The sequence below is a fragment of the Serratia sp. OLAL2 genome, from assembly GCF_002752475.1.
Taxonomy (GTDB): Bacteria; Pseudomonadota; Gammaproteobacteria; order Enterobacterales; family Enterobacteriaceae; genus Serratia; species Serratia bockelmannii.
Map to the genome: position 1 here is coordinate 400,697 of NZ_MSTL01000016.1, position 24,357 is coordinate 425,053.

Genomic DNA, 24,357 nt, shown 5'->3' on the forward strand with positions numbered 1-24,357 from the left:
CGCGGGCTCGTTGTCACGATTCAAAGGTATTGAACTATGAGCAACCCAACCCCCTGGTGGCAGAACGGCGTCATCTACCAAATTTATCCGAAGAGTTTTCAGGACAGCACCGGCAACGGCTACGGCGATTTGGCCGGGGTGACCCGGCGGCTGGACTATCTGCAGGAACTGGGCGTCGACGCCATCTGGCTGACGCCGGTCTACGTATCGCCGCAGGTGGACAACGGCTATGACGTGGCGGACTACTGCGCCATCGATCCGGCTTACGGCACGATGGCCGACTTCGAGCAGTTGATCGCCGCCGCCCACCAGCGCGGTATCCGCATCGTGATGGACATGGTGTTCAACCACACCTCGACCGAGCACCCGTGGTTCAAGGCCGCGCAGGATCGCCACAGCCCGTATCGTCAGTTCTACGTCTGGCGCGACGGCGACGGTGAAACGCCGCCGAACAACTGGCGCTCCAAGTTCGGCGGCAACGCCTGGCAGTGGCACGCCGACAGCGGCCAGTACTACCTGCACCTGTTCGCCGCCGAGCAGGCGGATCTCAACTGGGAACACCCGCCGGTGCGCGAAGAGCTGAAGAAAGTGTGTCAGTTCTGGGCGGACAAAGGCGTCGACGGCCTGCGCCTCGACGTGATCAACCTGGTGTCCAAACAGCAGGACTTCCCGTCCGACAGCCAGGGCGACGGCCGCCGCTTCTACACCGACGGCCCGCGCATCCACGAGTTCCTGCAGGAGATGAGCCGCGACGTGTTTCAGCCGCGCGGCCTGATGACGGTGGGCGAGATGTCCTCCACCACGCTTGAGCATTGCCAGCAGTACGCGGCGCAGAGCGGCGAAGAGCTGTCGATGACCTTCAACTTCCACCACCTGAAGGTGGACTACGCCGGCGGTGAAAAATGGACGCGGGCGGCGCCGGATTACGTGGAACTGAAGCAGATCTTCCGCCACTGGCAGCAAGGGATGCATAACCGCGCCTGGAACGCGCTGTTCTGGTGTAACCACGATCAGCCACGCATCGTGTCGCGCTTCGGCGATGAAGGCGCACTGCGGGTGCCGGCCGCCAAAATGCTGGCGATGGTGCTGCACGGCATGCAGGGCACGCCTTATATCTATCAAGGCGAAGAACTCGGTATGACCAACCCCGGCTTCCGCGCCATCGAACAGTATCGCGACGTGGAAAGCCTGAACATGTACGCCGAACTGCGCGCCCAGGGCCGCAGTGACGCGGAGCTGCTGGCGATCCTGGCCGACAAATCGCGCGACAACGGCCGCACGCCGATGCAGTGGAGCGCCGCGCCCCACGCCGGTTTCACCACCGGCACGCCGTGGATCGGCTGCGCCGAGAACTACCCGCAGATCAACGCCGACGCGGCGCTGGCCGATCTCGACTCGGTGTTTTACGCCTACCGCCAGCTGATCACCCTGCGCAAGCAGTATCCGCTGCTGACCCACGGCGACTATCAGGATCTGGCGCCGGAACACCCGGCGCTGTGGTGCTATCAGCGCAGCTGGAACGGCCAGCGCCTGCTGGTGGTGGCCAACCTGAGCCGCGAACCGCTGGCCTGGGCGGCGGAAGGCGTGGAAGCCTCCGCGCAATGGCGCCCGCTGATGAGCAACTACGCCGATTCGGCGGACCAGCCGCAGGCGCTGACGCTGCGGCCGTTCGAAGCGGTGTGGTGGCTGCTCGAAGACTAACCCCGCAGGGCGCGGCGAGCGCTGCGCCCTACCATTTCCCCAGCAGCGCCACCACGCCGGCGGCCTCTTGCGCCAGGCGTTCATCGCTCATGTCGAACACGCCCTGCACCAAATGCGGCGGCAGGTAATCCATGCCGGTCAGGTTGGCCATGGCGTGGAACGGCAGCAGCAGATCCTGCACCGGATAACGGTTGTACCCTTGCGCCGTATAAGCCTGCGCGTTACCGCCGGTGCTCACCACCAGCTGCAACGGCTTGCCGTGCAGTTTAGTGCCCTCGCTGCCGTAGGCGAAACCGTAGGTTAATACCGCATCCTGCCATTCGCTGAGGATCGCCGGCGAGCTGTACCAGTAAAACGGGAACAGCATCACTACCGCATCATGGCTCTGCAGCAGTTCCTGCTCGCGCGCCACGTCGATGCGATAATCCGGGTACGCGCGGATCAGCTCATGTACGGTAACGTTAGGCAGCGGGCGTACGGCCTCGATCAGCGCCTTATTAATGCGCGACTCGTCGGGGGTGCGGTGGGCAGTTAACACTAAAATGCGTGGCATAACGATTCCTCGGTCATAAGAAGATGAGGCATTTTTCCATTTCCGCCGCTTCGGGTGTAGGCTGTTAGAGGTCACTTCAATTTCAACCGAAAGTATCAACCACTATGTCGCTGCCCTTTGACGTGCATCGCCTGTTGCCGGCCTTCCTCGCCGCCGCGCAGGCGCAAAATTTCTCCGCCGCCGCCCGCCAGCTGGGCGTGACGCCGGCGGCGGTCAGCAAAAACATCCGCGCGCTGGAAGAAAAGCTGGCGCTGCGGCTGTTTCAGCGCAACACCCACAACGTGTTGCTGACCGACGAGGGCAAAGCGCTGCTGGCACAGGTGGCGCCGCTGTGGCAGGCGTTGGCGGCGACGCTGGAAAGCGCCGGCGGCGAACGGCAGGCGCCTGCCGGCGTGGTGCGCGTCACGATGATCCCCGGTTTCGGCCGCCAGATGCTGATGCCGTTGATCCCGCAATTTCTGGCACGCTACCCGCAGATCGATCTCGATCTGTCGCTGGATGCCCGGGTGGTGAATCTGGTGGGCGAAGGTTTCGACGTCGGCATCGGCAGCCGGGTCGATCCCGACAGCCGGCTGGTGGCCCGCCCGCTCTACCCGATGCACATGGTGCTGGCGGCGTCGCCGGACTATCTGGCGCGGCGCGGTGAACCGCAAACGCCGCACGATCTGCTGCGGCACGACTGCCTGCTGCACCGCAACCCGGCCAACGGCCGCCACGTCAAATGGCAGCTGCGCCATCAGGGCGAAACGCTGGCGCTGGATCTGAACGGGCGGCTGGTGGCCAGCCGCCCGGAGATGTTGCTGGATGCGGCGCTGGCCGGGCTCGGCATCGTCAACCTGGCGCGCTGGTACGTCGAGAAACACTTCGAGCAGGGCACGCTGCGGCCGGTGCTGGCGGAATGCTGGCCGCGCCCGGTGCAGCTGTGGCTCTATTACGCCTCGGCGGATCTGCCGCCGCGGGTGCGCGTCTGGGTCGATTTTCTGCTGGAACATTTTCGCGATCGGCCAACCGGCGATTGACGTCTGTTCAGCTTGCACACGCTCTTCCGTTTTCCTTGTTCTACATCAAAAGAATCGCGCCAATATCTATATATAGTGCATTAAGAATTGCGAACACCTATATATAGTAGTTATCCACAAAATCATCCACACGCCGCCACAGCCCTTACGCGCTGCGGCTTTGCCCTGTGGATAAGCGAAATTTGACGGTTGCTCGCCACGCCAGGCGGGTATGAACGCTCCCTCGGGGAACAAGGAGTACAACGTGAAACCAGTAGTGATTAAGCGGGACGGTTGCCAGGTACCTTTTGACGAAGCGCGCATCGCGCAGGCCATCGAGCGCGCCGCGCTGGCGGTGGGCGTGGTCGACGCCGACTACTGCGCCACCGTCGCCCGCGTGGTCGCTCAGCGCATGGAGCTGCAGCCGCGCGTCGATATCCACGAGATCCAGCAGGCGGTGGAAAACCAGCTGATGGTCGGCGAGTACAAACAGCTGGCGCGCGCCTATATCGAATACCGCCACGATCGCGACGTGGCGCGCGAGCTGCGCGGCCGCCTGAACCAGGAAATTCGCGGCCTGGTCGAGCAGAGCAACCGCGCGCTGCTGAACGAGAACGCCAACAAGGACAGCAAGGTGATCCCCACCCAGCGCGACCTGTTGGCGGGCATCGTCGCCAAACACTACGCCAAGCAGCACATCCTGCCGCGCGACGTGGTGCTGGCCCATGAACGCGGCGAAATTCACTACCACGATCTCGACTACTCGCCGTTCTTCCCGATGTTCAACTGCATGCTGATCGATCTGAAAGGCATGCTGACCAACGGCTTCAAGATGGGCAACGCCGAGATTGAGCCGCCGAAGTCGATCTCCACCGCCACCGCCGTGACCGCGCAGATCATCGCCCAGGTCGCCAGCCATATCTATGGCGGCACCACCATCAACCGCATCGATGAAATCCTGGCGCCGTTCGTCGACGAGAGCTTCCGCAAACACCTGCAGGTGGCGGAGGAATGGCAGATCCCGGACGCCAAAGGCTATGCCATGGCGCGCACCGAGAAAGAGTGTTACGACGCCTTCCAGTCGCTGGAGTACGAGGTCAACACCCTGCACACCGCCAACGGCCAGACGCCGTTCGTCACCTTCGGCTTCGGCCTCGGCACCAGCTGGGAATCGCGCCTGATCCAGCGCTCGATCCTGAAAAACCGCATCGCCGGGCTGGGCAAAAACCGCAAGACCGCCGTATTCCCCAAACTGGTGTTCGCCATCCGCGACGGCCTCAACCACCAGTACGGCGATCCGAACTACGACATCAAGCAGCTGGCGCTGGAGTGCGCCAGCAAGCGCATGTACCCGGACATTCTTAACTACGATCAGGTGGTGAAGGTCACCGGCTCGTTCAAAACGCCGATGGGCTGCCGCAGCTTCCTCGGCACCTACGAGCAGGACGGCGAACTGGTACATGACGGCCGCAACAACATCGGCGTCATCAGCCTCAACCTGCCGCGCATCGCGCTGGAAGCGATGGGCGACGAGTCGCGCTTCTGGGCGCTGCTGGATCAGCGCCTGCAGCTGGCGAAAAAGGCCCTGATGACGCGCATCGCCCGGCTAGAAGGCATCAAGGCGCGGGTGGCGCCAATCTTGTACATGGAAGGCGCCTGCGGCGTGCGGCTCAAGGCCGACGACAACATCGCGGATATCTTCAAGAATGGCCGCGCCTCTATTTCGCTGGGCTACATCGGCCTGCACGAGACCATCAATGCGCTGTTCGGCGGCAAAAACCACGTGTATGACGACGAGGCGCTGCGCGCCAAAGCGGTGGCGATCGTCGCGCGGCTGCGCGCCGCCGTCGACGCCTGGAAAAACGAGACCGGCTACGGCTTCAGCCTCTACAGCACGCCGAGCGAGAACCTGTGCGATCGCTTCTGCCGGCTGGACACCGCCGATTTCGGCGTGGTGCCGGGCGTCACCGACAAGGGCTATTACACCAACAGCTTCCACCTTGACGTGGAGAAGAAGGTCAATCCGTACGACAAGCTGGACTTCGAAGCGCCCTACCCGCCGTTGGCCAGCGGCGGCTTCATCTGCTACGGCGAATACCCGAACCTGCAGCACAACCTGAAGGCGCTGGAAGACGTGTGGGACTACAGCTACACCCGGGTGCCTTACTACGGCACCAACACGCCGATCGACGAGTGCTACGAATGCGGCTTCACCGGTGAATTCTCCTGCACCAGCAAAGGCTTCACCTGCCCGAAATGCGGCAACCACGACTCGGCCAAGGTCTCGGTCACCCGCCGGGTGTGCGGCTATCTCGGCAGCCCCGATGCCCGGCCGTTCAACGCCGGCAAGCAGGAAGAGGTGAAACGCCGGGTGAAACACCTCGGCAACGGGCAGCTCGGCTGAGAAACGCCGTGCAGCCTAGGCAGAAGCCTGTTCATCAGGCGTAATTGTCGCAGCCAGTTTGCCTTCGGCCAGCGCGCACCAACCGCAGCGTACACGCAGTACGTGAGGATTGGCAGCACTGCCCGGAGGCAAGATGGCCAGTAAAATAGCCTGATGGGCAGGCCTCACATGAATTATCACCAGTACTACCCGATCGACGTCGTCAACGGCCCCGGCACCCGCTGCACGCTGTTTGTCGCCGGCTGCGTGCACCAGTGCCCCGGCTGCTACAACAAAAGCACCTGGCGGCTCAACTCCGGTCAGCCGTTTACCCCGGCGTTGGAAGACCGCATCATCGCCGATCTGAACGATACGCGCGTGCCGCGCCAGGGGCTGTCGCTCTCCGGCGGCGATCCGCTGCATCCGGCCAACGTGCCAAGCATCTTAACGCTGGTGAAACGGGTGCGCGCCGAGTGCCCCGGCAAGGATATCTGGCTGTGGACCGGCTACCGGCTGGCGGAGCTGGACGCGCAGCAAATGCAGGTGGTGGACAGGATCAACGTGCTGGTCGACGGCAAGTTCGTGCAGGATTTAAAAGACCCGGCGCTGATCTGGCGCGGCAGCAGCAACCAGGTGGTGCATAGGTTGCGATGAGCCAACAACACACGTTTCAATAGGTATTCATCCAAACTCGACCTGACGCATCGGCAGCATAGAGTTAATCTGACAGGCGGCTCTGTGCCAAAAGCGGATGTTAGGGGTGCAAACCTTGCTCTAATGATGCCGTAGATACTACAGAGGGTATGATTGACTGAGAGAGCGACTGATTTTTCAAACTTGTAAAATCAGTGATTTCAGCCTCATTGTGGTAATGGCATAATCAGGCTGGCGAAAGTGAGGGTGAGAATGGATAAAACATCTAAAAATCAGATAGTAGACAGCGACATTGCGCGTTTATTGCTTAAACATAGGAAGGCACGCAACTGGACGGTAGCAGAGCTTGCCCAACGGTCGGGCGTCAGTCAGGCCATGATCAGCAAGGTTGAACGAGGGGCCTCCAGTCCCAGCGCCACGATCCTCGGCCGTTTAGCCAACGCGATGAATATCACGCTATCAAAACTTTTCGCAGAGCTTGAGCAACACCAGAACTCACTGGTGCTCTTTGCTCATCAGCAGCAACATTGGACAGATGAAAAGTCGGGCATTACCCGCTGGTCTCTGTCCCCAGCGGGCGCATGTCCCGAACTTATCAAAGTTGAAATTCCTGCTCTTGGTCAACTTACGATACCCGCTTCCGCCAGTGAGCATCTTTCCGGCCAAACGCTGTGGGTGTTGAGTGGCAGCCTTGATTTTCGGGTCAATAATCAAACCCATCATTTACGCGCCGGTGACTGTTTTGCCCTGACCTTTGCCAGCGAGTACCAAATGAGCAATCCCGACAGTGAGCAGGGTTGTGCATACGTCGTTGCTTTTAGCCAAAAAAATCAATAAGGCGCCACTGCCACGACGGCTACACTCCCGCCGATCGGCTTAGGTGCAATAGGGGATAGGCCCTTCCTTGATTATCCAACTCGGAACGCCCTGAAACTTCAAAGCCCATATGTTGATAAAACCCGACGGCCTGTTGGTTTTGTTCATTCACATCGACGCTTAAATCAGGATGAAGCGCCAGCGCATGTGATATCAACTGCTTGCCGACGCCACGTCCGCGAGCTGCTGCATCGACAAAAAGCGCCTCCAGATGACCATCGTGTAAAAACATAAATCCCAGCGGATGGTCTTCCCGATCGGCGGCAACCCACACGGGGGTTTCAGAAAAAAAACCGACAACCTCTTTTTCGATCTCTTGTCGATCGTGCGCAGTGAGAAAGTCGTGCGTAGCATCTACAGAATTTTTCCAGATTTGTATAATTTCTGACGCTTCAGATGGACGTGACATTCTGATTTTTAACATTCTTCTACCTTACCGTGGTCATTACTGGGTGTATTTACACACAAAATTAGTCCACGCGAATTTACTATAGTGAATTTAAATTCACAATAGCGAACTCGATGTCATGTCATGATATCCGACAGGAGAAGCGTTAACTCACTGACTCCATTGATCTGCTTTACCGGTTGTTAAACGTGGCCATTGCCATCTCCTCCTTGAGACAGCATCGAACCACTCATCAGCAACGGTAAGTTACACCAACCCCATCCCCACCACGCCGGTCACCGCGCCGCACAGCGCCACCAGCGCCGCCGTCAGGCACAGCGCCCGGGCGGAGAAGGCCTTGTTGAGCATCAACAGCGAAGGCAGGCTGACCGCCGGTAGGGTCATCAGCAGTGCCAGCGCCGGGCCTGCGCCCATGCCCGCCAGCATCATGGTCTGCACGATCGGGATTTCCGCCGCGGTGGGGATAACAAACAGGCAGCCGACGATCGCCAGGCCGATGATCCACAGCAGGCTATTGTCGACGGCACCGTCGGCGTGCGGGAACAGCCAGGCCCGCGCCGCGCCCAGCGCCAGCACCGCCAGCACGTAGATCGGGATGGTCGACCAAAACAGCGCCCACAGCGCTTTGCCCCAGCGGGCGAGGAACGGCTGCTCGTCGTTCTGCGCCATCATCATCACCGGCGGCTGCGGCGCGGCGGGCTGCGGATCGTTGGCGGTCACGCGCTGCACCAGCCAGGCGATGCCCAGCACCATCACCACGCCCGCCACCAGGCGGATGGCGGCGAACGGCCAACCGAGCACAAACCCCATGAACACCAACGTCGCCGGGTTCAATACCGGGTTGGCGAGCCAAAAGGCCAGCGCGGCGCCGCTGGATACCGACTGGCGGCGCATGCCGGCGGCAACCGGCGCGGCGCAGCAGGTGCACATCATGCCCGGCAGCGCGATCAGCGCCCCCAGCACGGTGCCGGAAAAACGCCGGTGGCCGAGCGTACGCGCCAGCCAGTCGCGCGGGATCAGCACCTGCACCAGCGAGCCTAACAGCACGCCGAGCAGCGCCGCCTTCCACACCGCGGTGAAGTAGACCAGCGCGTACTGCCAGGCCGCCAGCCAGGGGCTCGCGGCGCCGTCAGCCAGGATCGATTTGCCGATCGAGTGGCTGTCCGCCGCCACGAACGCCTTGCCGTAGTAAGGCTGCCATTTGACGTAGTAGAGGCCGACGGCCACCACCAGCAGAAACAGGATCGGTTTCCACAGCGGCCAGGCGCGTGGGGCGGGTTCAGGGGCGTTCAGAGGTTGCGGCATGGTAGCGGCCAGAGTCAGTCAACAGAGGCGCCAGCATAGCGCGCCGTCGCCGCCCGTGCACGCCCGGGCTGTCCTAAATAGTTCATCTGTTCGCCACCGACGCGTAACGCGATTGTCATCTGCGCCCGGCACCATGATGCCAACGTGAAAACCACAGGGTAGACGCACGATGAAACGCACCGCTTCCGCCTTCATCGCACAGCCATCGGTATGACGAGGTTTTTATTATGATGGAGTTATCTAGACATCCGACCACTTACCCCACGCGCTATCAGCAGATCGCCGCACAGCTGGAACAGGAGCTGCGCACGCAATACCGCTGCGGCGACTACCTGCCTTCGGAACAGCAGCTGGCCGAGCGTTATCAGGTCAATCGCCACACCCTGCGCCGCGCGGTGGATCAGCTGGTGGAGCGCGGCTGGCTGCAGCGCCGCCACGGCGTCGGCATTCTGGTGCTGATGCGGCCTTACGACTACCCGCTGCACGCCAATACCCGCTTCAGCCAGAACCTATTCGAGCAGGGCAGCCACCCCACCAGTGAGCGCTTACTCTCTGTCTTGCGCCCGTGTAATGGGCATGTCGCCAGCGCACTCTCGCGTGAAGAAGGCGAAATGGTGATCCACCTGCGCACCCTGCGCCGGGTCAACGGCGTGCCGATGAGCGTGATCGACCATTATCTGCCCGATCTGGACTGGTGGCCGGCGCTGCAGCAGTTCCACAGCGGTTCGCTGCACCAGTTTATCGAACAGCACCTGCAGCAGCCGCTGACCCGCCGCCAGACGCGCATCAGCGCGCGCCGCGCGCAGGCCAAAGAGAGCCGGCTGCTGGAGATCGCCACCCACGCACCGCTGCTGTGCGTGCGCACCCTTAACGTCCGCAGCGGCGGCGAAGACGTGGCGGAATACTCCGTCAGCCTGGCCCGCGCCGACATGATTGAACTGACGATGGAGCACTGAATGCAAGCCTTAGAGTCGAGACAACGCTGGATGTCGGTGCTGGCGCACAGCCGGCCCGAGCAACTGCGCAGCCACTGGCAGGCGCTGAACCTCAGCCCGGGTTACCGCAGCATCCGCGCGCCGGAGATCGGCCTGGCCCAGCTGCAGGGGCGCATGGGCGCCACCGGCCGCCGCTTCGTGTTGGGGGACATGACGGTCACCCGCGCGGTGGTGCAGCTAGACAACGGCGGCTACGGCTACAGCTATATCGCCGGGCGCGACAAGGCGCACGCCGAGCTGTGCGCGCTGGCCGATGCGCTGCTGCAACAGCCGGAACACGGCGAACGCCTGCAACAACAGCTGATCGCGCCGCTGGCCGCGCTGCAGCACGAACAGCGCCAGCTGCGCGCCCGGGCGATCGCCGCCAGCCGGGTGGACTTCTTTACGCTGGTGCGAGGGGATTAAGCCATGAGTTTATTGACCGGTTTTGAGCAACCGATAGACCAATCGCAGCACGCTTTCCGTTTGATTCTTAAAGCCTTGAGCGAACCGGGCCACCGGGTGACGCTGCCAAACGGCCCAGCCTGGGCGCCGCTGAACGCCGCCAGCACCGCCGCGCTGCTGACGCTGGCCGATCAGGAAACGCCGCTGCTGCTGTGCGCTGCGCTTAAAAGTGAGCAAGTGCTAACAAACATTCGTTTTCACAGCGGCGCGCCGCTGGCCGCCACGGCGCAGGAGGTCTGTTTTGCCCTGTTCGATGAACAACTGCAGGCCGCCGATCTGCAGGCCTTACCGCACGGCACGGAAATCTCGCCGGAATGCGGCGCCACGGTGGTGGTGCAGCTTGCTGAGCTGGAGAACGGCGCCGCGCTGCGCCTGACCGGCCCCGGCATCGAGAGCCAACGCCTGATTGCGCCGCGCCTGCCGCCGGCGCTGCTGGATTATCTGGTCAACCGCCCGCAGCGCTTCCCGCTGGGGCTGGATGTCTTGCTGACCTGTGGCGATCGCCTGCTGGCGATCCCGCGGACCACCCGCGTGGAGGTGTGCTGATGTACGTAGCGGTAAAAGGGGGCGAAAAAGCCATTGAGGCCGCCCATCAGCTGCAGGAACAGCTGCGGCGCGGCGACGAGGCGCTGCCGGCGATCGGCGCGGAACAAATCGAACAACAGCTGGGGCTGGCGGTGGATCGGGTGATGACCGAAGGCGGCATCTACGATCGCGAGCTGGCGGCGCTGGCCATCAAACAGGCCAGCGGCGATCTGGTGGAGGCAATCTTCCTGCTGCGCGCCTATCGCACCACCCTGCCGCGCCTGGCGGTCAGCGAGCCGCTGGCCAGCGAAAATATGCGGCTGGAGCGGCGCATCTCGGCGGTTTACAAGGACTTGCCCGGCGGCCAGGTGCTGGGGCCGACCTACGACTACACCCACCGGCTGCTGGATTTCGCGCTGCTGGCGGAAGGCGAGGCGCCGCGCGCGCCGCAGGCCGACGAACCGCTGCCGGACAACTGCAGCCACGTGTTCGATCTATTGTGTCGCCAGCAGCTGGCGCGGGAGGAACAGGACGACGGCAGCGCGCCGGAAGACATCACCCGCAACCCGCCGGTTTACCCCTGCTCGCGCTCGGCGCGCCTGCAGCAGCTGGTGCGCGGCGACGAAGGTTTTCTGCTGGCGCTCGGCTACGCCACCCAGCGCGGCTACGGCCGCAACCACCCGTTCGCCGGCGAGATCCGCACCGGCCACGTTTCGGTGGAGATCGTGCCTGAAGAGCTCGGTTTCGCCATCGATATCGGCGAAATCCTGCTGACCGAGTGCGAAATGGTCAACGGCTTCGTCGATCCCAAGGACCATCCGCCGCACTTCACCCGCGGTTACGGGCTGGTATTCGGCCGCGCCGAACGTAAGGCGATGGCGATGGCGTTGGTGGACCGCGCATTGCAAAGCCCCGACTACGGCGAAGGCGTCGCCGGCCCGGCGCAGGACGAAGAGTTCGTGCTGGCCCACGCCGACAACGTCGAGGCCGCCGGCTTCGTCTCCCATCTCAAGCTGCCGCACTACGTCGACTTCCAGGCCGAATTGGAACTGCTCAAGCGGCTGCGGCAGGAATACAGCGAGCGCCAGGAGGCCCGCGATGAGTGAAGTATTGACCGGCTATAACCTCGGTTATCTGGACGAGCAGACCAAGCGCATGATCCGCCGCGCTATCCTCAAGGCGGTGGCGATCCCCGGCTATCAGGTGCCGTTCGGCGGCCGCGAGATGCCGATGCCCTACGGCTGGGGCACCGGCGGCATTCAGCTCACCGCCAGCGTTATCGGCCGCGCCGACGTGCTGAAGGTGATCGACCAGGGCGCCGACGACACCACCAACGCGGTGTCGATCCGCCGCTTCTTCCAGCGCGTCGCCGGGGTGGAAACCACCGAACGCACGCCGGAGGCCACGCTGATCCAAACCCGTCACCGCATTCCGGAAACCGCGCTGCGCGAAGACCAGATCCTGATTTATCAGGTGCCGATCCCGGAGCCGCTGCGCTTTATCGAACCGCGCGAAACCGAGACCCGCAAGATGCACGCGCTGGAGGAGTACGGCGTGATGCAGGTGAAGCTGTATGAAGACATCGCGCACTACGGCCATATCGCCACCACCTACGCCTACCCGGTGAAGGTCAACGATCGCTACGTGATGGATCCGTCACCGATCCCGAAATTCGACAACCCGAAAATGCACATGATGCCGGCGCTGCAGCTGTTCGGCGCCGGGCGCGAGAAACGCATCTACGCCCTGCCGCCGTTCACCAAGGTGGAGAGCCTGGACTTCGACGACCATCCGTTCAGCGTGCAGCAGTGGGACGAACCCTGCGCGCTGTGCGGCTCGCGCCACAGCTATCTGGACGAGGTGGTGCTCGACGATCAGGGCAACCGCATGTTCGTCTGTTCGGACACCGACTACTGCCGGCAGCAGCTGGCGCAATCTTCGCAAGAGGCGCAGCACTGATGACTTCCACCCCTTTGAGCACCACCCCGCTGCTGTCGGTGAACCGGCTCACCCACCTGTACGCCCCCGGCAAGGGCTTCAGCGGCGTGTCGTTCGACATCTACCCCGGTGAAGTGCTGGGCATCGTCGGCGAATCCGGCTCCGGCAAAACCACGCTGCTGAAGTCGATCTCGGCGCGGCTGGCGCCGCAGCGCGGGCAGATCCTTTACCGCCCGCAGGCGGGCCAGGAACACGATCTGTACGCCATGGCGGAGAGCGATCGCCGCCGCTTGCTGCGCACCGACTGGGGCGTGGTGCACCAGCACCCGCTCGACGGGCTGCGGCCGCAGGTCTCCGCCGGCGGCAACATCGGCGAGCGGCTGATGGCCATCGGCCAGCGCCACTATGGCGACATTCGCCGCCAGGCCGGCCAGTGGCTGGAAGACGTCGAAATCCCGCTGTCGCGCCTCGACGATCTGCCGACCACCTTCTCCGGCGGCATGCAGCAGCGGCTGCAGATCGCCCGCAATCTGGTCACCCACCCCAAGCTGGTGTTTATGGACGAGCCGACCGGCGGGCTGGACGTGTCGGTGCAGGCGCGCCTGCTCGATCTGCTGCGCAACCTGGTGGTGGAGATGCAGCTGGCGGCGGTGATCGTCACCCACGATCTCGGCGTGGCGCGGCTGCTGGCCCACCGTCTGCTGGTGATGAAACAGGGCGAAGTGGTGGAGAGCGGCCTGACCGACCGAGTACTGGACGATCCGCACCATCCTTACACCCAGCTGCTGGTTTCTTCGGTGCTGTCGTAACCCAAGGCGATAACAGATGACTATGCAAATCCGAGTTGAACATCTCAGTAAAACCTTTGTGCTGCACCAGCAGTACGGCACCCGCCTGCCGGTGCTGCACGACGCCAACCTGACGGTCCACGGCGGCGAATGCGTGGTGCTGCACGGCCACTCCGGCAGCGGCAAATCCACCCTGCTGCGCTCGCTGTACGCCAACTACCTGCCGGACAGCGGCCATATCTGGATCCACCACCAAGGCGACTGGCTGGACATGGTCAGCGCCGATGCGCGCCAAATTCTGGCGGTGCGCCGCCATACGCTGGGCTGGGTCAGCCAGTTCCTGCGAGTGATCCCGCGCATCAGCGCGCTGGAGGTGGTGATGCAGCCGCTGCTGGAACAGGGCGTCGAGCGCGCCGAGTGCCGCGAACGCGCCGAAGCGCTGCTCGCTGCGCTCAACGTGCCACAACGCCTGTGGCCGCTGGCGCCGTCCACCTTCTCCGGCGGCGAACAGCAGCGGGTGAACATCGCGCGCGGCTTTATCGTCGATTACCCCATTCTGTTGCTGGATGAACCAACCGCCTCGCTCGACAGCCGCAACAGCGCGGCGGTGGTGCAGCTTATCGAACGCGCCAAGGCGCGCGGCGCGGCGATCGTCGGCATTTTCCACGATGAAGGCGTCCGCCGACAGGTCGCCGACCGGCTTTATGACATGCAGGCGCCGCAGGCGCTGGAGGCCCTCTGATGATCGTCAATAACGTTAAGCTGGTGCTGGATGACCAGGTGGTGCAAGGCTCGCTGGAGATGCAGGACGGCGTGATCCGCAGCTTCGCCGACGGCCCGAGCCGGCTGCCGCAGGCGCTGGACGGCGACGGCGGCTGGCTGCTACCGGGGCTGATCGAGCTGCACACCGACAACCTGGACAAGTTCTTCACCCCGCGCCCGAACGTCGACTGGCCGGCCCATTCGGCGATGAGCAGCCACGATGCGCTGATGGTGGCCAACGGCATCACCACGGTGCTGGACGCGGTGGCGATCGGCGACGTGCGCGACGGCGGCCACCGGCTGGAAAACCTGCAAAAGATGATCGACGCGGTGATCCACAGCCAGCGCGCCGGGGTGAACCGCGCCGAGCACCGGCTGCATCTGCGCTGCGAGCTGCCGCACGAGAGCACCCTGCCGCTGTTCGAACAGCTGATGGACAAGCCGGGCGTGTCGCTGGTGTCGCTGGTGTCGCTGATGGACCATTCGCCGGGCCAGCGCCAGTTCGCCTCGCGCGAAAAGTACCGCGAATATTATCAGGGCAAATACCACCTCAACGACCAGCAGATGAGCGAGTACGAGGAGCAGCAGGTCGCCCTGTCCGCCCGCTGGGCCTCGCCGAACCGCGAGGCGATCGCCGCCCACTGCCGCGCGCGCCGCATCTCGCTGGCCAGCCATGACGACGCCACCGCCGCGCACGTGGCCGAATCCTACGCGCTGGGCAGCGCCATTGCCGAGTTCCCCACCACCGAGGCGGCCGCCCGCGCTTCGCACCAGCAGGGCCTGCAGGTGCTGATGGGCGCGCCGAACATCGTGCGCGGCGGTTCGCACTCCGGCAACGTGGCGGCGCACCACCTGGCGGCGCTGGGGGTGCTGGATATTCTCTCTTCCGATTATTACCCGGCCAGCCTGCTGGATGCGGCGTTTCGCCTCGCGGCGGACGAACGCAACGCTTACGATCTGCCCCAGGCGGTGCGCATGATCACCCGCAACCCGGCGCGGGCGCTGGATCTGCAGGATCGCGGCTCCCTCGCCGAAGGGCTGCGGGCGGATCTGGTGCTGGCGCGGCCGCACGGCGAGCACGTTTATGTGCAGAATGTATGGCGCCAGGGCAGGCAGGTGTTCTGATGGCGCGGCTCATCTACCTGATGGGGCCTTCCGGCGCAGGCAAGGACAGCCTGCTGGCTGCACTGCGGGCCGACGCCGACCGCGCGCCGCTGGTGGCGCACCGTTACATCACCCGGCCGGCGGACGCCGGCTGCGAGAATCACATCGCGCTGAGCGAACCCGAATTTCTGCGCCGCCGCGCCAAGGGGCTGTTCGCGCTCGACTGGCAGGCCCACCAGCAGCGCTACGCGTTCGGGATCGAAGTGGATCTTTGGCTGCTGCAGGGGATCGACGTGGCGGTCAACGGTTCGCGCGCCCACCTGCCGCAGGCGCAGCAGCGCTACGGTGCGCAGCTGCTGCCGGTATGCCTGCAGGTCAACGCCGCGATCCTGCGCCGACGCCTGCAGGATCGGGGGCGGGAAAGCGCCGAACAGATCGAGCAGCGGCTGGCGCGGGCGGCGGAATATCAGCAGAGTCTGCCCGCCGGCTGCCGGGTGCTGCACAACGACGGCCCACTCGACGATACCCTGGCGGCGCTGTTGGCGCTGCTGCCCACCCCTACCCGACAAGCTCAGGATGCGACGCCATGAACGACTTTGCCCAGCCGAAAATCGGCGACAACGTGACCCTTAACCGCACCCGGCTTGGCCAATATGTGCACCTGGCCGACGATGCGATCCTGGAAGAGGTGGAGATGGGGGACTACTCCTACACCGCCGGGCACAACCAGATCTTTTACGCCACTATCGGCAAGTTCGTCTCCATCGCCTCCTATGCGCGCATCAATCCCGGCAACCACCCGACCTACCAGCGCATCGCGCAGCATCACTTCACCTACCGCGCTTCCGAATACGGGCTGGGGGAAGACGACGCGGCGTTCTTCGACTGGCGGCGCGAGCACCACGTCACCGTCGGCCACGACGTGTGGATCGGCCATAACGCCATCCTGATGCCGGGCGTCAGCGTCGGCAACGGCGCGGTGATCGGCAGCGCGGCGGTGGTTACCAAGGACGTGGAACCTTACAGCATCGTCGCCGGCGTGGCGGCCAAAAAGATCGGCATGCGCTTCGACGATGCGCTGATCGAGCGTATCGAACGCAGCCAGTGGTGGCACTGGGATCACGCTACGCTGCAGGCGCGGCTGGCGGATTTTCGCGACATCCACCGCTTTGCGCAGAAGTACCTTTAATGGAGAGGGAAGCGATGCAACTGACCTTTCTCGGCACCGGCGGCGCGCAGCAGGTGCCGGTGTTCGGCTGCGACTGCCTGAGCTGCCAACGGGCGCGGCGCGAGCCGGCATTTCGGCGGCGCGCGTGCAGCGCCATGCTTAACTATCAGGGAGAAACGACCTTATTGGATGCGGGATTGCCGGCTTTGGAGCGGCGATTTTCGGCGGGGCAAATTCAACGTTTTTTACTGACACATTACCACATGGATCACGTTCAGGGGTTATTTCCTTTGCGTTGGGGGTGCGGAAATTCCATTCCGGTGTATGGCCCGCCGGATGAACAGGGCTGCGACGACCTGTTCAAACACCCCGGCATTCTGGCGTTTCAGCCGCCGCTGGCGCCCTTCGCCACCGTCGAACTGGGCGGCATGCGCATCACCCCGCTGCCGCTGCAACACTCCAAACTGACCCACGGCTACCTGATCCAGGCGGCGGGCGCTGCGCTGGCCTACCTGACCGACACCGTCGGCCTGCCGCCAGCCACCGCCGACTATCTGCAGAACGTGGCGCTGGATCTGCTGGTGCTCGATTGCAGCCTGCCGCCTCAGCCGCAGGCGCCGCGCAACCACAACGACCTGACCCGCGCGCAGGAGACGCAGCAGTTGCTGCAGCCCAAGCGCACGCTGCTGACGCACATCAGCCATCATCTCGATCTGTGGCTGCTGGACAACGAGCTGCCCGCCGGGCTGGAGCTGGCGTTCGACCACCTCAGCGTCAGTCTCGGTAGCAGTGCAGCCGATCCGACTCCAGCACCCTGACCCCTTCGCCCGGCGTGAACGCCTGCTGCAGCAGCGTCTGCGCCACGTCTTTGGCGGAGACGGCGCGCCATTTGCCGGGCAACAGCCTGAACAGCGGCAGCGTGAGGCGCTCCATCAGGCGCGGCGCAGGGCGCTCCCCTACCAGCATGGAAGGCCGCACCAGCGTCAGGCGCGGCCAGCGCTGTTCGCGCAGCGCTTGCTCCATTTCGCCTTTGGTGCGGTTATACAGGAAGGTGGAATCCGCGTTGGCGCCCAACGCACTCACCACCAGACAGTGCTGTGCCCCCAACCGGCGGCCGGTCAGCGCGCTCTCCACCACCAGTTGGTAATCGACGTAGCGGAAGGCATCGGCGCTGCCCGCCGCCTGGCGGGTGGTGCCCAGGCAGCAGAACACCAGATCGACCGGCTGCTGCAGGCCGCTCAGCAGCTCGAACAGCGCATCGCCGACCGGGTTGGTCAGCTTGCCGTGCGGCGGCAGCGGCGCACGCGTCGGCGCCACGATGGCCGTTATCTGCGGATCGCTTTGCAACAGCTGCAGCAACTCGCGCCCCACCAGCCCGGTTGCGCCGACTAACAGTGCTCGCGCCATGCAATCTCCCGTTGTAATCAATAGGTCGACTTAAAGTATAGACCGCGCCCAATGCAGCTTCTTGCCGAAGCCGAGGGTGTTGTCGGTCATCTTCACCTCGTGCAGATCCAGCCGCCATACCGAGGCCTTCATCGCCCTGGCGATCGGGAAGCGCTTGCGGTAACGCGCGCGCGCCGCCTCGGCTTCTTCACCGCTCAGCAGCACCGCCTCGGCGCGGTATTGCACGCCGCGGATCAGCGCGATGCTTTTCGGTTTCGGCGCGATGGTGCCGACCACCCGGCCGTTGTTCAGCATCAGCCCGCCGTGGCGGGTGTGCGGTTCGGTCATCAGCCACAGCGCCATCGTCGCGGCGTCGAACACGTAAAAACAGTTGGCGCACCACATGTCGAGGCCGTCGCCGGCGCACAGCGTTAAGACATGTTGCTTGCCGATGAAATCCGCAATCTGTTGCCGTTGTTCTGAGGTATTCAAGGTTACTCGCCTCCCGGTTCACTCACTTCATCTTACCCTGCGTTGTTGAGGCGAGTCACAAATAACGATAATCATCAAAAATCACACATGAATATAAACACAACAATAATGAATTTTTATTTATTTTTGCATAAAGCAGATTGATAACATAAAAAACACAAGGCGGATTTATTTGATCGTCATGTAGCCGGTTATTTGACCGCTTTTTTTATTCCTTTCCGAGCGCCATTGAAATTAAGCGCTTAAGGGCCGCGAGCATTAGCAATTCATTTACATGCCAACCTCTGGACCCGGATGATACTTATGCAATTCATTGCATAACAGGTGAATAGTTATTTATAAACACCGGCATTTATGTGACTTTAATCACGATTTTTAGCCCACCTTGCGTTAAAATAGCGCCATCTTTTCACTCAGCAAGGTGGATTAGAAAATGGAAAACAATAACCGAAAAATGGCGCACATCAGGCGCACAACCCATATTATGATGATGGCTCATCGCAGCTGCTTTAGTTTCGCATTCTTCAACTACAGATAACCCTCCCCCTCGCTCTTACGCCGTTGATAAGAGTGTCATTGCGTTTTATTTATTCTCCGCACGCCGGTGATAATATCTCTTTCTCGTTAACCGGGAAGGACACGCAATTCATTTTTAATTTCGGCCAAGCGCATCCAAGCTAAATAAAACAGCGAACACAGTTAATGCCTTTCGGCATCACTGGGTTCTCGCACACCTTTATTTTCGTGAAGGCGTTAACGGCAAATGGAATTATTTGCCGGCGGAATGCCTTTGCCTGAAGAATGAGAAAAATGAAAAAATTAAAAATTGCCGCCAACACCCAAACCCTCGGCTGCTTTGAAACCGAACGCGACATCGTCGATGTGCACCACAGCGATTTCAATGACGTCGCCGCCATCGTGCTATCGGTAGAAGACGTCGCGCAAGGCATGGTGGCGCGCATCGAAGAGCACGGCCTGAACATTCCGCTGTTCGTCGCCGTCTGCTGCGAAGAAGAGCTGGATAACGCCGTCTTGCCGGCGCTGCACGGTGTGTTTGAGCTGTGCGGCAAGAATACCCAGTTCTACGGCAAACAGCTGGAAGCCGCCGCCGCCAAGTATGAAAGCGAGCTGCTGCCGCCGTTCTTCAACACGCTGACGCAATACGTAGAAATGGGCAACGCCACCTTCGCCTGCCCCGGCCACCAGGGCGGCGAGTTCTTCCGCAAACATCCGGCGGGCCGCCAGTTCTTCGACTTCTACGGCGAAACGCTTTTCCGCTCCGACATGTGCAACGCCGACGTCAAACTGGGCGATCTGTTGATCCACGAAGGCGCGCCTTGCGCCGCGCAGCAGCACGCCGCCAAGGTGTTCAACGCCGACAAGACCTACTTCGTGCTCAACGGCACCTCGGCCTCGAACAAGGTGGCGACCAATGCCCTGCTGACGCGCGGCGATCTGGTGCTGTTTGACCGCAACAACCATAAATCCAACCACCACGGCGCGTTGATCCAGGCCGGCGCCACGCCGGTGTATCTGGAAACTGCCCGCAACCCGTTCGGCTTTATCGGCGGCATCGACGCGCACTGCTTCGACGAACGCTACCTGCGCCAACAGATCCGCGAAGTGGCGCCGGAACGCGCCAACGAAGCCCGCCCGTTCCGCCTGGCGATCATCCAGCTCGGCACCTACGACGGCACCATCTACAACGCCCGCCAGGTGGTCGACAAGATTGGCCACCTGTGCGACTACATCCTGTTCGACTCCGCCTGGGTGGGCTATGAGCAGTTCATTCCGATGATGAAAGACTGCTCGCCGCTGCTGCTGGAGCTGAACGAGAACGATCCCGGCATCATCGTCACCCAGTCGGTACACAAACAGCAGGCCGGCTTCTCGCAAACCTCGCAGATCCACAAAAAAGACAAGCATATCAAGGGGCAGAGCCGCTACTGCAACCACAAGCGCTTCAACAACGCCTTTATGCTGCACGCCTCCACCAGCCCGTTCTATCCGCTGTTCGCCGCGCTGGACGTCAACGCCAAGATGCACGAGGGCAAGAGCGGCCAGCGCCTGTGGCAAGAATGTGTGCGCGTGGGCATCGAAGCGCGCAAAATGCTGCTGGACACCTGCACGATGATCAAACCGTTCGTGCCGGATCAGATCGACGGCAAGCCGTGGCAGGCCTATGACACCGCGGCGATGGCCAACGATCTGCGCTTCTTCAACTTCGTGCCCGGCGAGAAGTGGCACGCCTTTGAGGGCTATGCCGAGTCGCAGTACTTCGTCGATCCGTGCAAGCTGCTGCTCACCACGCCGGGTATCGATACCGCCACCGGCAGCTACAGCGAGTTCGGCATCCCGGCGACCATTCTGGCCAACTACCTGCGCGAAAACGGCATCGTGCCGGAAAAATGCGATCTCAACTCGATCCTGTTCCTGCTGACGCCGGCGGAAGACATCGCCAAGATGCAGCACCTGGTGGCCCTGATCGCCCGCTTCGAGAAGCACATCGAGCAAAACTCCCTGCTCAGCGAGGTGCTGCCTGCGGTCTATAAAAACCACCAGCAGCGCTACAAAAACTACACCATCCGCCAGCTGTGCCAGGAAATGCACGACCTTTACGTCAGCTATGACGTTAAAGAGCTGCAAAAAGAGATGTTCCGCAAAAGTTATTTCCCGCGCGTGGTAATGAATCCGCAGGATGCCAATACCGAGTTCGTGCGCGGCAATGTGGAATTGGTGTCGCTGGCCAAGGCCGAGGGCCGCATCGCCGCCGAAGGCGCCCTGCCTTACCCACCAGGCGTGCTGTGCGTGGTGCCCGGTGAAATTTGGGGCGGCGCCGCGCAGCGTTATTTCCTGGCACTGGAAGAAGGCATCAATTTATTGCCAGGATTCGCGCCGGAATTACAGGGCGTTTATATCCAACAGGATGAGGACGGCTGGAACCGTGCTTACGGCTACGTCATGAAAAATTAATCACCTTACGGGGCGGCGATGATTCCCGCCGCCCGGATCGCATCCTAAAAGAGAAAATGATCATGAGTAAGTCCAATAATAAAATGGGGGTCGTGCAATTAACGATCCTGACCGCCGTGAATATGATGGGTTCCGGCATAATTATGCTGCCGACCAAGCTGGCCGAAGTGGGCACGATTTCGATCGTTTCCTGGCTGGTGACCGCTGTCGGCTCGATGGCGCTGGCCTACGCCTTCGCCAAATGCGGCATGTTCAGCCGTAAATCCGGCGGCATGGGCGGCTACGCCGAATACGCCTTCGGTAAATCCGGCAACTTCATGGCGAACTACACCTACGGCGTTTCGCTGCTGATCGCCAACATCGCCATCGCCATTTCCGCCGTCGGCTACGGCACCGAGCTGTTCGACACCACGCTCAGCCCGCTCGGGATCTGTATCGCCACCATCGGCGTGCTGTGGCTGGCGACCGTCGCCAACTTCGGTGGCGCGCGCATCACCGGCAAAATCAGCGGCATCACCGTCTGGGGCGTGATCATTCCGGTGGTGGGCATCTCGGTCATCGGCTGGTACTGGTTCAGCGGCAGCGCCTACGTCGCCGCCTGGAACCCGCATCAGGTGCCGACCTTCGAAGCCATCGGCGCCTCGATCTCAATGACCCTGTGGGCGTTCCTGGGGCTGGAATCCGCCTGCGCCAACACCGACGTGGTGGAAAACCCGGAGCGCAACGTGCCGATCGCCGTACTGGGCGGCACCCTCAGCGCGGCGGTGATCTATATCATTTCGACCAACGTGATCGCTGGCATCGTGCCGAACATGGATCTGGCCAACTCCACCGCCCCGTTCGGGCTGGCGTTCTCCCACATGTTCAACCCGACGGTCGGCAAGATCATCATGGCGTTGATGGTCATGTCCTGCGTCGGCTCGCTGCTCGGCTGGCAGTTCACCATCGCTCAGGTGTTCAAATCCTCCGCCGACACCGGCTTCTTCCCGAAAATTTTCTCCAAGCTGAGCAAGGCCGACGCGCCGGTTAAAGGCATGCTGACCATCGTCGTCATCCAGAGCGGTTTGTCGCTGATGACCATCAGCCCGTCGCTGAACAAGCAGTTCAACGTGCTGGTGAACCTGGCGGTGGTGACCAACATCATCCCTTACATCCTGTCGATGGCGGCGCTGGTCATTATTCAGAAAGTGGCGAAGGTGCCGGACAACAAGGCGCGCATCGCCAATATCATCGCCGGCATCGGCGCGCTGTACAGCTTCTATGCGCTCTACAGCTCCGGTGAAGAAGCGATGATGTGGGGCGCCATCGCCACCTTCCTCGGCTGGACGCTGTACGGCATCGTCTCGCCGCGCTTCGAGCTGGCGGGAAAAAAGGGGTAAAGCGGTAAGGCTCCGGCGGCCGGGGATGGGATTGTGACGGCGAACATGCCATCATACGCCGACCCTGGCCACCGAAACGGCGTACGATGACCGACACTACCCCCACTCCCTGGCACCTCTATATGCTGCGTTTACCGAGCGGCATGCTGTATACCGGCATCACTACCGACGTGGCGCGCCGCCTGGCACAGCACCAAGCCGGCAAAGGCGCCAAGGCGCTGCGCGGTAAAGGGGAACTGACATTGGCGTTTCACTGCCAGGTGGGGGATCGCTCAACGGCGCTGAAGCTGGAATACCGCGTCAAACAGCTGAGCAAAATACAAAAAGAGCGGCTGGTGAATCACCCGCCGCTGTCGTTGGCGTATCTATTGCCGGTCGTTAAAAGCGATTAAACGGCGCCGAAAAAGCCACTTCGCCGCTGACGCCATTCAGGGCGTCTTCCGCCAGCGGATACACCTGGAACGCGCTTTCCGTGTCCGGCCAGCGGCAGTTCAGGCCATAGGTGGCGGCCGGTTTAAAGCCGAAGCGGCCGTAGTAGGCCGGATCGCCCAGCACCACCACCGCGGCGTAGCTGAATTCGTTCAGCGAATCCAGGCCTTCGTACACCAGCTTTTCAGCCAGCCCCTGGCGGCGCAGGCTTTCGTCTACCGCCAGCGGCGCCAGCGCCACCCATTGGCGGTCTTCGCCGGCCACGTCTACCGGGCTGAACGCGGCGTAACCCACTACCCCGCCTTCGTCGTCAGTGGCGACCACGCCCAGCGTTAGCAGGCCGTCTTCGCGCAGCTGCTGCACCAGATCGGCTTCGTCGTCGCGGCCAAAGGCGCGGCGCAGCAAGGTGTCGATGCCCGCCGCGTCTACCGGGATCTCTACGCGGATCAGCATGATACCACCACACGGGAAGCCGACGCCGTGCCCTCCTGCAACCCTGCTTCGACAAAATCAGCCAACTGCAACAGCCCCATGCGCAGCGGCGCAGGCATGCTTTCCAGCTCGATGGCGTCCATCAAATTTTTCACATACAGGCCCAATTCGGTATCCCCTTCAATCTGCAGCCGACGCTGAAAGAACAGCGTATCCGGATCTTGCTTGCGCGCCGCGATCAGGATCAGATCGTTGGCGTCGCCGCTGAAGCTGACGTCCGCTTCGGCGTGCTGGCTGACCACCAGTTTGTCGTTTGCTACCGTCATAAACCATTGTAGCGCCAGATCGCGAACTTCGATCTTCAGCCAACGCGATTCGAGAAACTCCAGATCCCCATCTGCCAATGCCTGGCGGAACTGCCAGCTCAGCACCTGTTGCAGCAGCTGACGCTGCAGAGCGAACGGCGTGAATTTCAGCGGGATGCGCAGCAGCGACGGCCCCTGGCGCACAAGGCGTGCTCGTAGTTGTTCCAACACGGTCATCCACTCCTTTCAATACGGACTACCGCTATTTTGCCACACTGACGCGCGGCTTCAGCGGTCTATATCAACAAATAGTGCATTTCACCGCCATGTTTATCAATACGCCATAAGCTGCCTCAAA

The 24,357-nt window shown here is 62.2% G+C and carries 27 protein-coding genes; 20 read left to right on the top strand and 7 right to left on the bottom strand.

The genetic code is table 11. The annotated features are described in order from the left end of the window. The first annotated feature begins 36 nt into the window (after positions 1-36). The gene (treC, locus tag BVU99_RS10695) at positions 37-1,701 is read left to right on the top strand and encodes an alpha,alpha-phosphotrehalase (protein ID WP_099817043.1); all 1,665 of its coding nucleotides are present in this window, start codon (positions 37-39) and stop codon (positions 1,699-1,701) included. Positions 1,702-1,729: 28 nt separating this feature from the next. Here treC and BVU99_RS10700 read toward each other — a convergent pair whose 3' ends face one another. Then, entirely contained in the window at positions 1,730-2,254 is a 525-nt protein-coding gene (locus BVU99_RS10700; protein ID WP_099817044.1) for an NAD(P)H-dependent oxidoreductase, read from the bottom strand. A 104-nt stretch (positions 2,255-2,358) separates the two neighbouring features. Here BVU99_RS10700 and BVU99_RS10705 point away from each other — a divergent pair, with 104 nt between their 5' ends. From BVU99_RS10705 to BVU99_RS10725, 4 genes are all read left to right on the top strand, one after another. After that, on the top strand, positions 2,359-3,273 hold the full coding sequence (locus tag BVU99_RS10705) for a LysR family transcriptional regulator (protein WP_025305104.1): 915 nt from the start codon (positions 2,359-2,361) through the stop codon (positions 3,271-3,273). 244 nt (positions 3,274-3,517) lie between these two features. Next, positions 3,518-5,656, top strand: a complete 2,139-nt coding sequence (gene nrdD / locus BVU99_RS10710) for an anaerobic ribonucleoside-triphosphate reductase (RefSeq protein ID WP_099817045.1) — start codon at positions 3,518-3,520, stop codon at positions 5,654-5,656. A 168-nt stretch (positions 5,657-5,824) separates the two neighbouring features. After that, entirely contained in the window at positions 5,825-6,289 is a 465-nt protein-coding gene (gene nrdG, locus BVU99_RS10720) for an anaerobic ribonucleoside-triphosphate reductase-activating protein (RefSeq protein ID WP_060448235.1), read from the top strand. Between the two features lie 252 nt (positions 6,290-6,541). Continuing rightward, positions 6,542-7,126 (top strand): XRE family transcriptional regulator, encoded by a 585-nt coding sequence (locus tag BVU99_RS10725; protein ID WP_025305101.1) that lies wholly within the window; start codon positions 6,542-6,544, stop codon positions 7,124-7,126. 19 nt (positions 7,127-7,145) lie between these two features. Here the strand turns inward: BVU99_RS10725 and BVU99_RS10730 are convergent, their stop codons facing one another. Both BVU99_RS10730 and BVU99_RS10735 read right to left on the bottom strand, forming a co-directional pair. Further along, on the bottom strand, positions 7,146-7,589 hold the full coding sequence (locus BVU99_RS10730) for an acetyltransferase (protein WP_060448237.1): 444 nt from the start codon (positions 7,587-7,589) through the stop codon (positions 7,146-7,148). 231 nt (positions 7,590-7,820) lie between these two features. Then, positions 7,821-8,879: a permease gene (locus BVU99_RS10735; protein ID WP_099817046.1), complete on the bottom strand. Its 1,059-nt coding sequence runs from the start codon at positions 8,877-8,879 to the stop codon at positions 7,821-7,823. Between the two features lie 227 nt (positions 8,880-9,106). Between BVU99_RS10735 and phnF the strand changes: the two genes are divergently transcribed. Genes phnF through phnP form a run of 11 tightly spaced genes read left to right on the top strand, consistent with a single transcriptional unit; the run spans position 9,107 to position 17,421 of the window. Continuing rightward, complete coding sequence (phnF, locus tag BVU99_RS10740) at positions 9,107-9,835, top strand: phosphonate metabolism transcriptional regulator PhnF (protein ID WP_168186793.1); 729 nt, start codon at positions 9,107-9,109, stop codon at positions 9,833-9,835. After that, on the top strand, positions 9,836-10,279 hold the full coding sequence (gene phnG, locus BVU99_RS10745; RefSeq protein ID WP_019453314.1) for a phosphonate C-P lyase system protein PhnG: 444 nt from the start codon (positions 9,836-9,838) through the stop codon (positions 10,277-10,279). Positions 10,280-10,282: 3 nt separating this feature from the next. Then, positions 10,283-10,864: a phosphonate C-P lyase system protein PhnH gene (gene phnH, locus BVU99_RS10750; protein ID WP_049208806.1), complete on the top strand. Its 582-nt coding sequence runs from the start codon at positions 10,283-10,285 to the stop codon at positions 10,862-10,864. Beyond that, complete coding sequence (locus tag BVU99_RS10755; RefSeq protein ID WP_099817048.1) at positions 10,864-11,949, top strand: carbon-phosphorus lyase complex subunit PhnI; 1,086 nt, start codon at positions 10,864-10,866, stop codon at positions 11,947-11,949. The genes phnH and BVU99_RS10755 overlap by 1 nt, the downstream gene beginning before the upstream one ends. Beyond that, positions 11,942-12,802, top strand: coding sequence for an alpha-D-ribose 1-methylphosphonate 5-phosphate C-P-lyase PhnJ (locus BVU99_RS10760; RefSeq protein ID WP_099817049.1), 861 nt, complete (start codon positions 11,942-11,944; stop codon positions 12,800-12,802). The genes BVU99_RS10755 and BVU99_RS10760 overlap by 8 nt, the downstream gene beginning before the upstream one ends. Next, entirely contained in the window at positions 12,802-13,590 is a 789-nt protein-coding gene (gene phnK / locus BVU99_RS10765) for a phosphonate C-P lyase system protein PhnK (protein WP_089181580.1), read from the top strand. Before BVU99_RS10760 ends, phnK begins: the two co-directional genes overlap by 1 nt. A gap of 16 nt (positions 13,591-13,606) precedes the next feature. Further along, positions 13,607-14,311: a phosphonate C-P lyase system protein PhnL gene (phnL, locus tag BVU99_RS10770; RefSeq protein ID WP_099817050.1), complete on the top strand. Its 705-nt coding sequence runs from the start codon at positions 13,607-13,609 to the stop codon at positions 14,309-14,311. Then, positions 14,311-15,456, top strand: coding sequence for an alpha-D-ribose 1-methylphosphonate 5-triphosphate diphosphatase (gene phnM / locus BVU99_RS10775; RefSeq protein ID WP_099817051.1), 1,146 nt, complete (start codon positions 14,311-14,313; stop codon positions 15,454-15,456). The genes phnL and phnM overlap by 1 nt, the downstream gene beginning before the upstream one ends. Further along, complete coding sequence (gene phnN / locus BVU99_RS10780; RefSeq protein WP_089181579.1) at positions 15,456-16,025, top strand: ribose 1,5-bisphosphokinase; 570 nt, start codon at positions 15,456-15,458, stop codon at positions 16,023-16,025. Before phnM ends, phnN begins: the two co-directional genes overlap by 1 nt. Continuing rightward, complete coding sequence (locus BVU99_RS10785; protein ID WP_049294737.1) at positions 16,022-16,624, top strand: DapH/DapD/GlmU-related protein; 603 nt, start codon at positions 16,022-16,024, stop codon at positions 16,622-16,624. The genes phnN and BVU99_RS10785 overlap by 4 nt, the downstream gene beginning before the upstream one ends. 14 nt (positions 16,625-16,638) lie before the next feature. Beyond that, positions 16,639-17,421, top strand: a complete 783-nt coding sequence (gene phnP, locus BVU99_RS10790) for a phosphonate metabolism protein PhnP (RefSeq protein ID WP_089181578.1) — start codon at positions 16,639-16,641, stop codon at positions 17,419-17,421. Here phnP and BVU99_RS10795 read toward each other — a convergent pair. Then, positions 17,378-18,010: an NAD(P)H-binding protein gene (locus BVU99_RS10795; RefSeq protein WP_099817052.1), complete on the bottom strand. Its 633-nt coding sequence runs from the start codon at positions 18,008-18,010 to the stop codon at positions 17,378-17,380. The two genes, phnP and BVU99_RS10795, sit on opposite strands and share 44 nt — an antisense overlap. A gap of 30 nt (positions 18,011-18,040) precedes the next feature. Beyond that, positions 18,041-18,481, bottom strand: coding sequence for a YhbP family protein (locus BVU99_RS10800; RefSeq protein ID WP_049294734.1), 441 nt, complete (start codon positions 18,479-18,481; stop codon positions 18,041-18,043). Positions 18,482-18,914: 433 nt separating this feature from the next. On the opposite strand from BVU99_RS10800, the gene speFL reads away from it, so the two are divergent. From speFL to BVU99_RS10820, 4 genes are all read left to right on the top strand, one after another. Then, the gene (gene speFL / locus BVU99_RS10805; protein WP_004933443.1) at positions 18,915-19,019 is read left to right on the top strand and encodes a leader peptide SpeFL; all 105 of its coding nucleotides are present in this window, start codon (positions 18,915-18,917) and stop codon (positions 19,017-19,019) included. A 272-nt stretch (positions 19,020-19,291) separates the two neighbouring features. Next, a complete protein-coding gene (gene speF / locus BVU99_RS10810; RefSeq protein WP_016929309.1) occupies positions 19,292-21,454 on the top strand; it encodes an ornithine decarboxylase SpeF in 2,163 nt (720 codons plus the stop codon). Between the two features lie 62 nt (positions 21,455-21,516). Then, a complete protein-coding gene (gene potE, locus BVU99_RS10815) occupies positions 21,517-22,833 on the top strand; it encodes a putrescine-ornithine antiporter (protein ID WP_043139426.1) in 1,317 nt (438 codons plus the stop codon). An 86-nt stretch (positions 22,834-22,919) separates the two neighbouring features. After that, complete coding sequence (locus BVU99_RS10820; protein ID WP_025305084.1) at positions 22,920-23,225, top strand: GIY-YIG nuclease family protein; 306 nt, start codon at positions 22,920-22,922, stop codon at positions 23,223-23,225. Here BVU99_RS10820 and BVU99_RS10825 read toward each other — a convergent pair. Continuing rightward, positions 23,212-23,715: an N-acetyltransferase gene (locus BVU99_RS10825; protein ID WP_043139248.1), complete on the bottom strand. Its 504-nt coding sequence runs from the start codon at positions 23,713-23,715 to the stop codon at positions 23,212-23,214. The two genes, BVU99_RS10820 and BVU99_RS10825, sit on opposite strands and share 14 nt — an antisense overlap. Next, positions 23,709-24,236 (bottom strand): SCP2 domain-containing protein, encoded by a 528-nt coding sequence (locus BVU99_RS10830; protein WP_197771015.1) that lies wholly within the window; start codon positions 24,234-24,236, stop codon positions 23,709-23,711. Before BVU99_RS10830 ends, BVU99_RS10825 begins: the two co-directional genes overlap by 7 nt. Positions 24,237-24,357 lie beyond the last annotated feature (121 nt).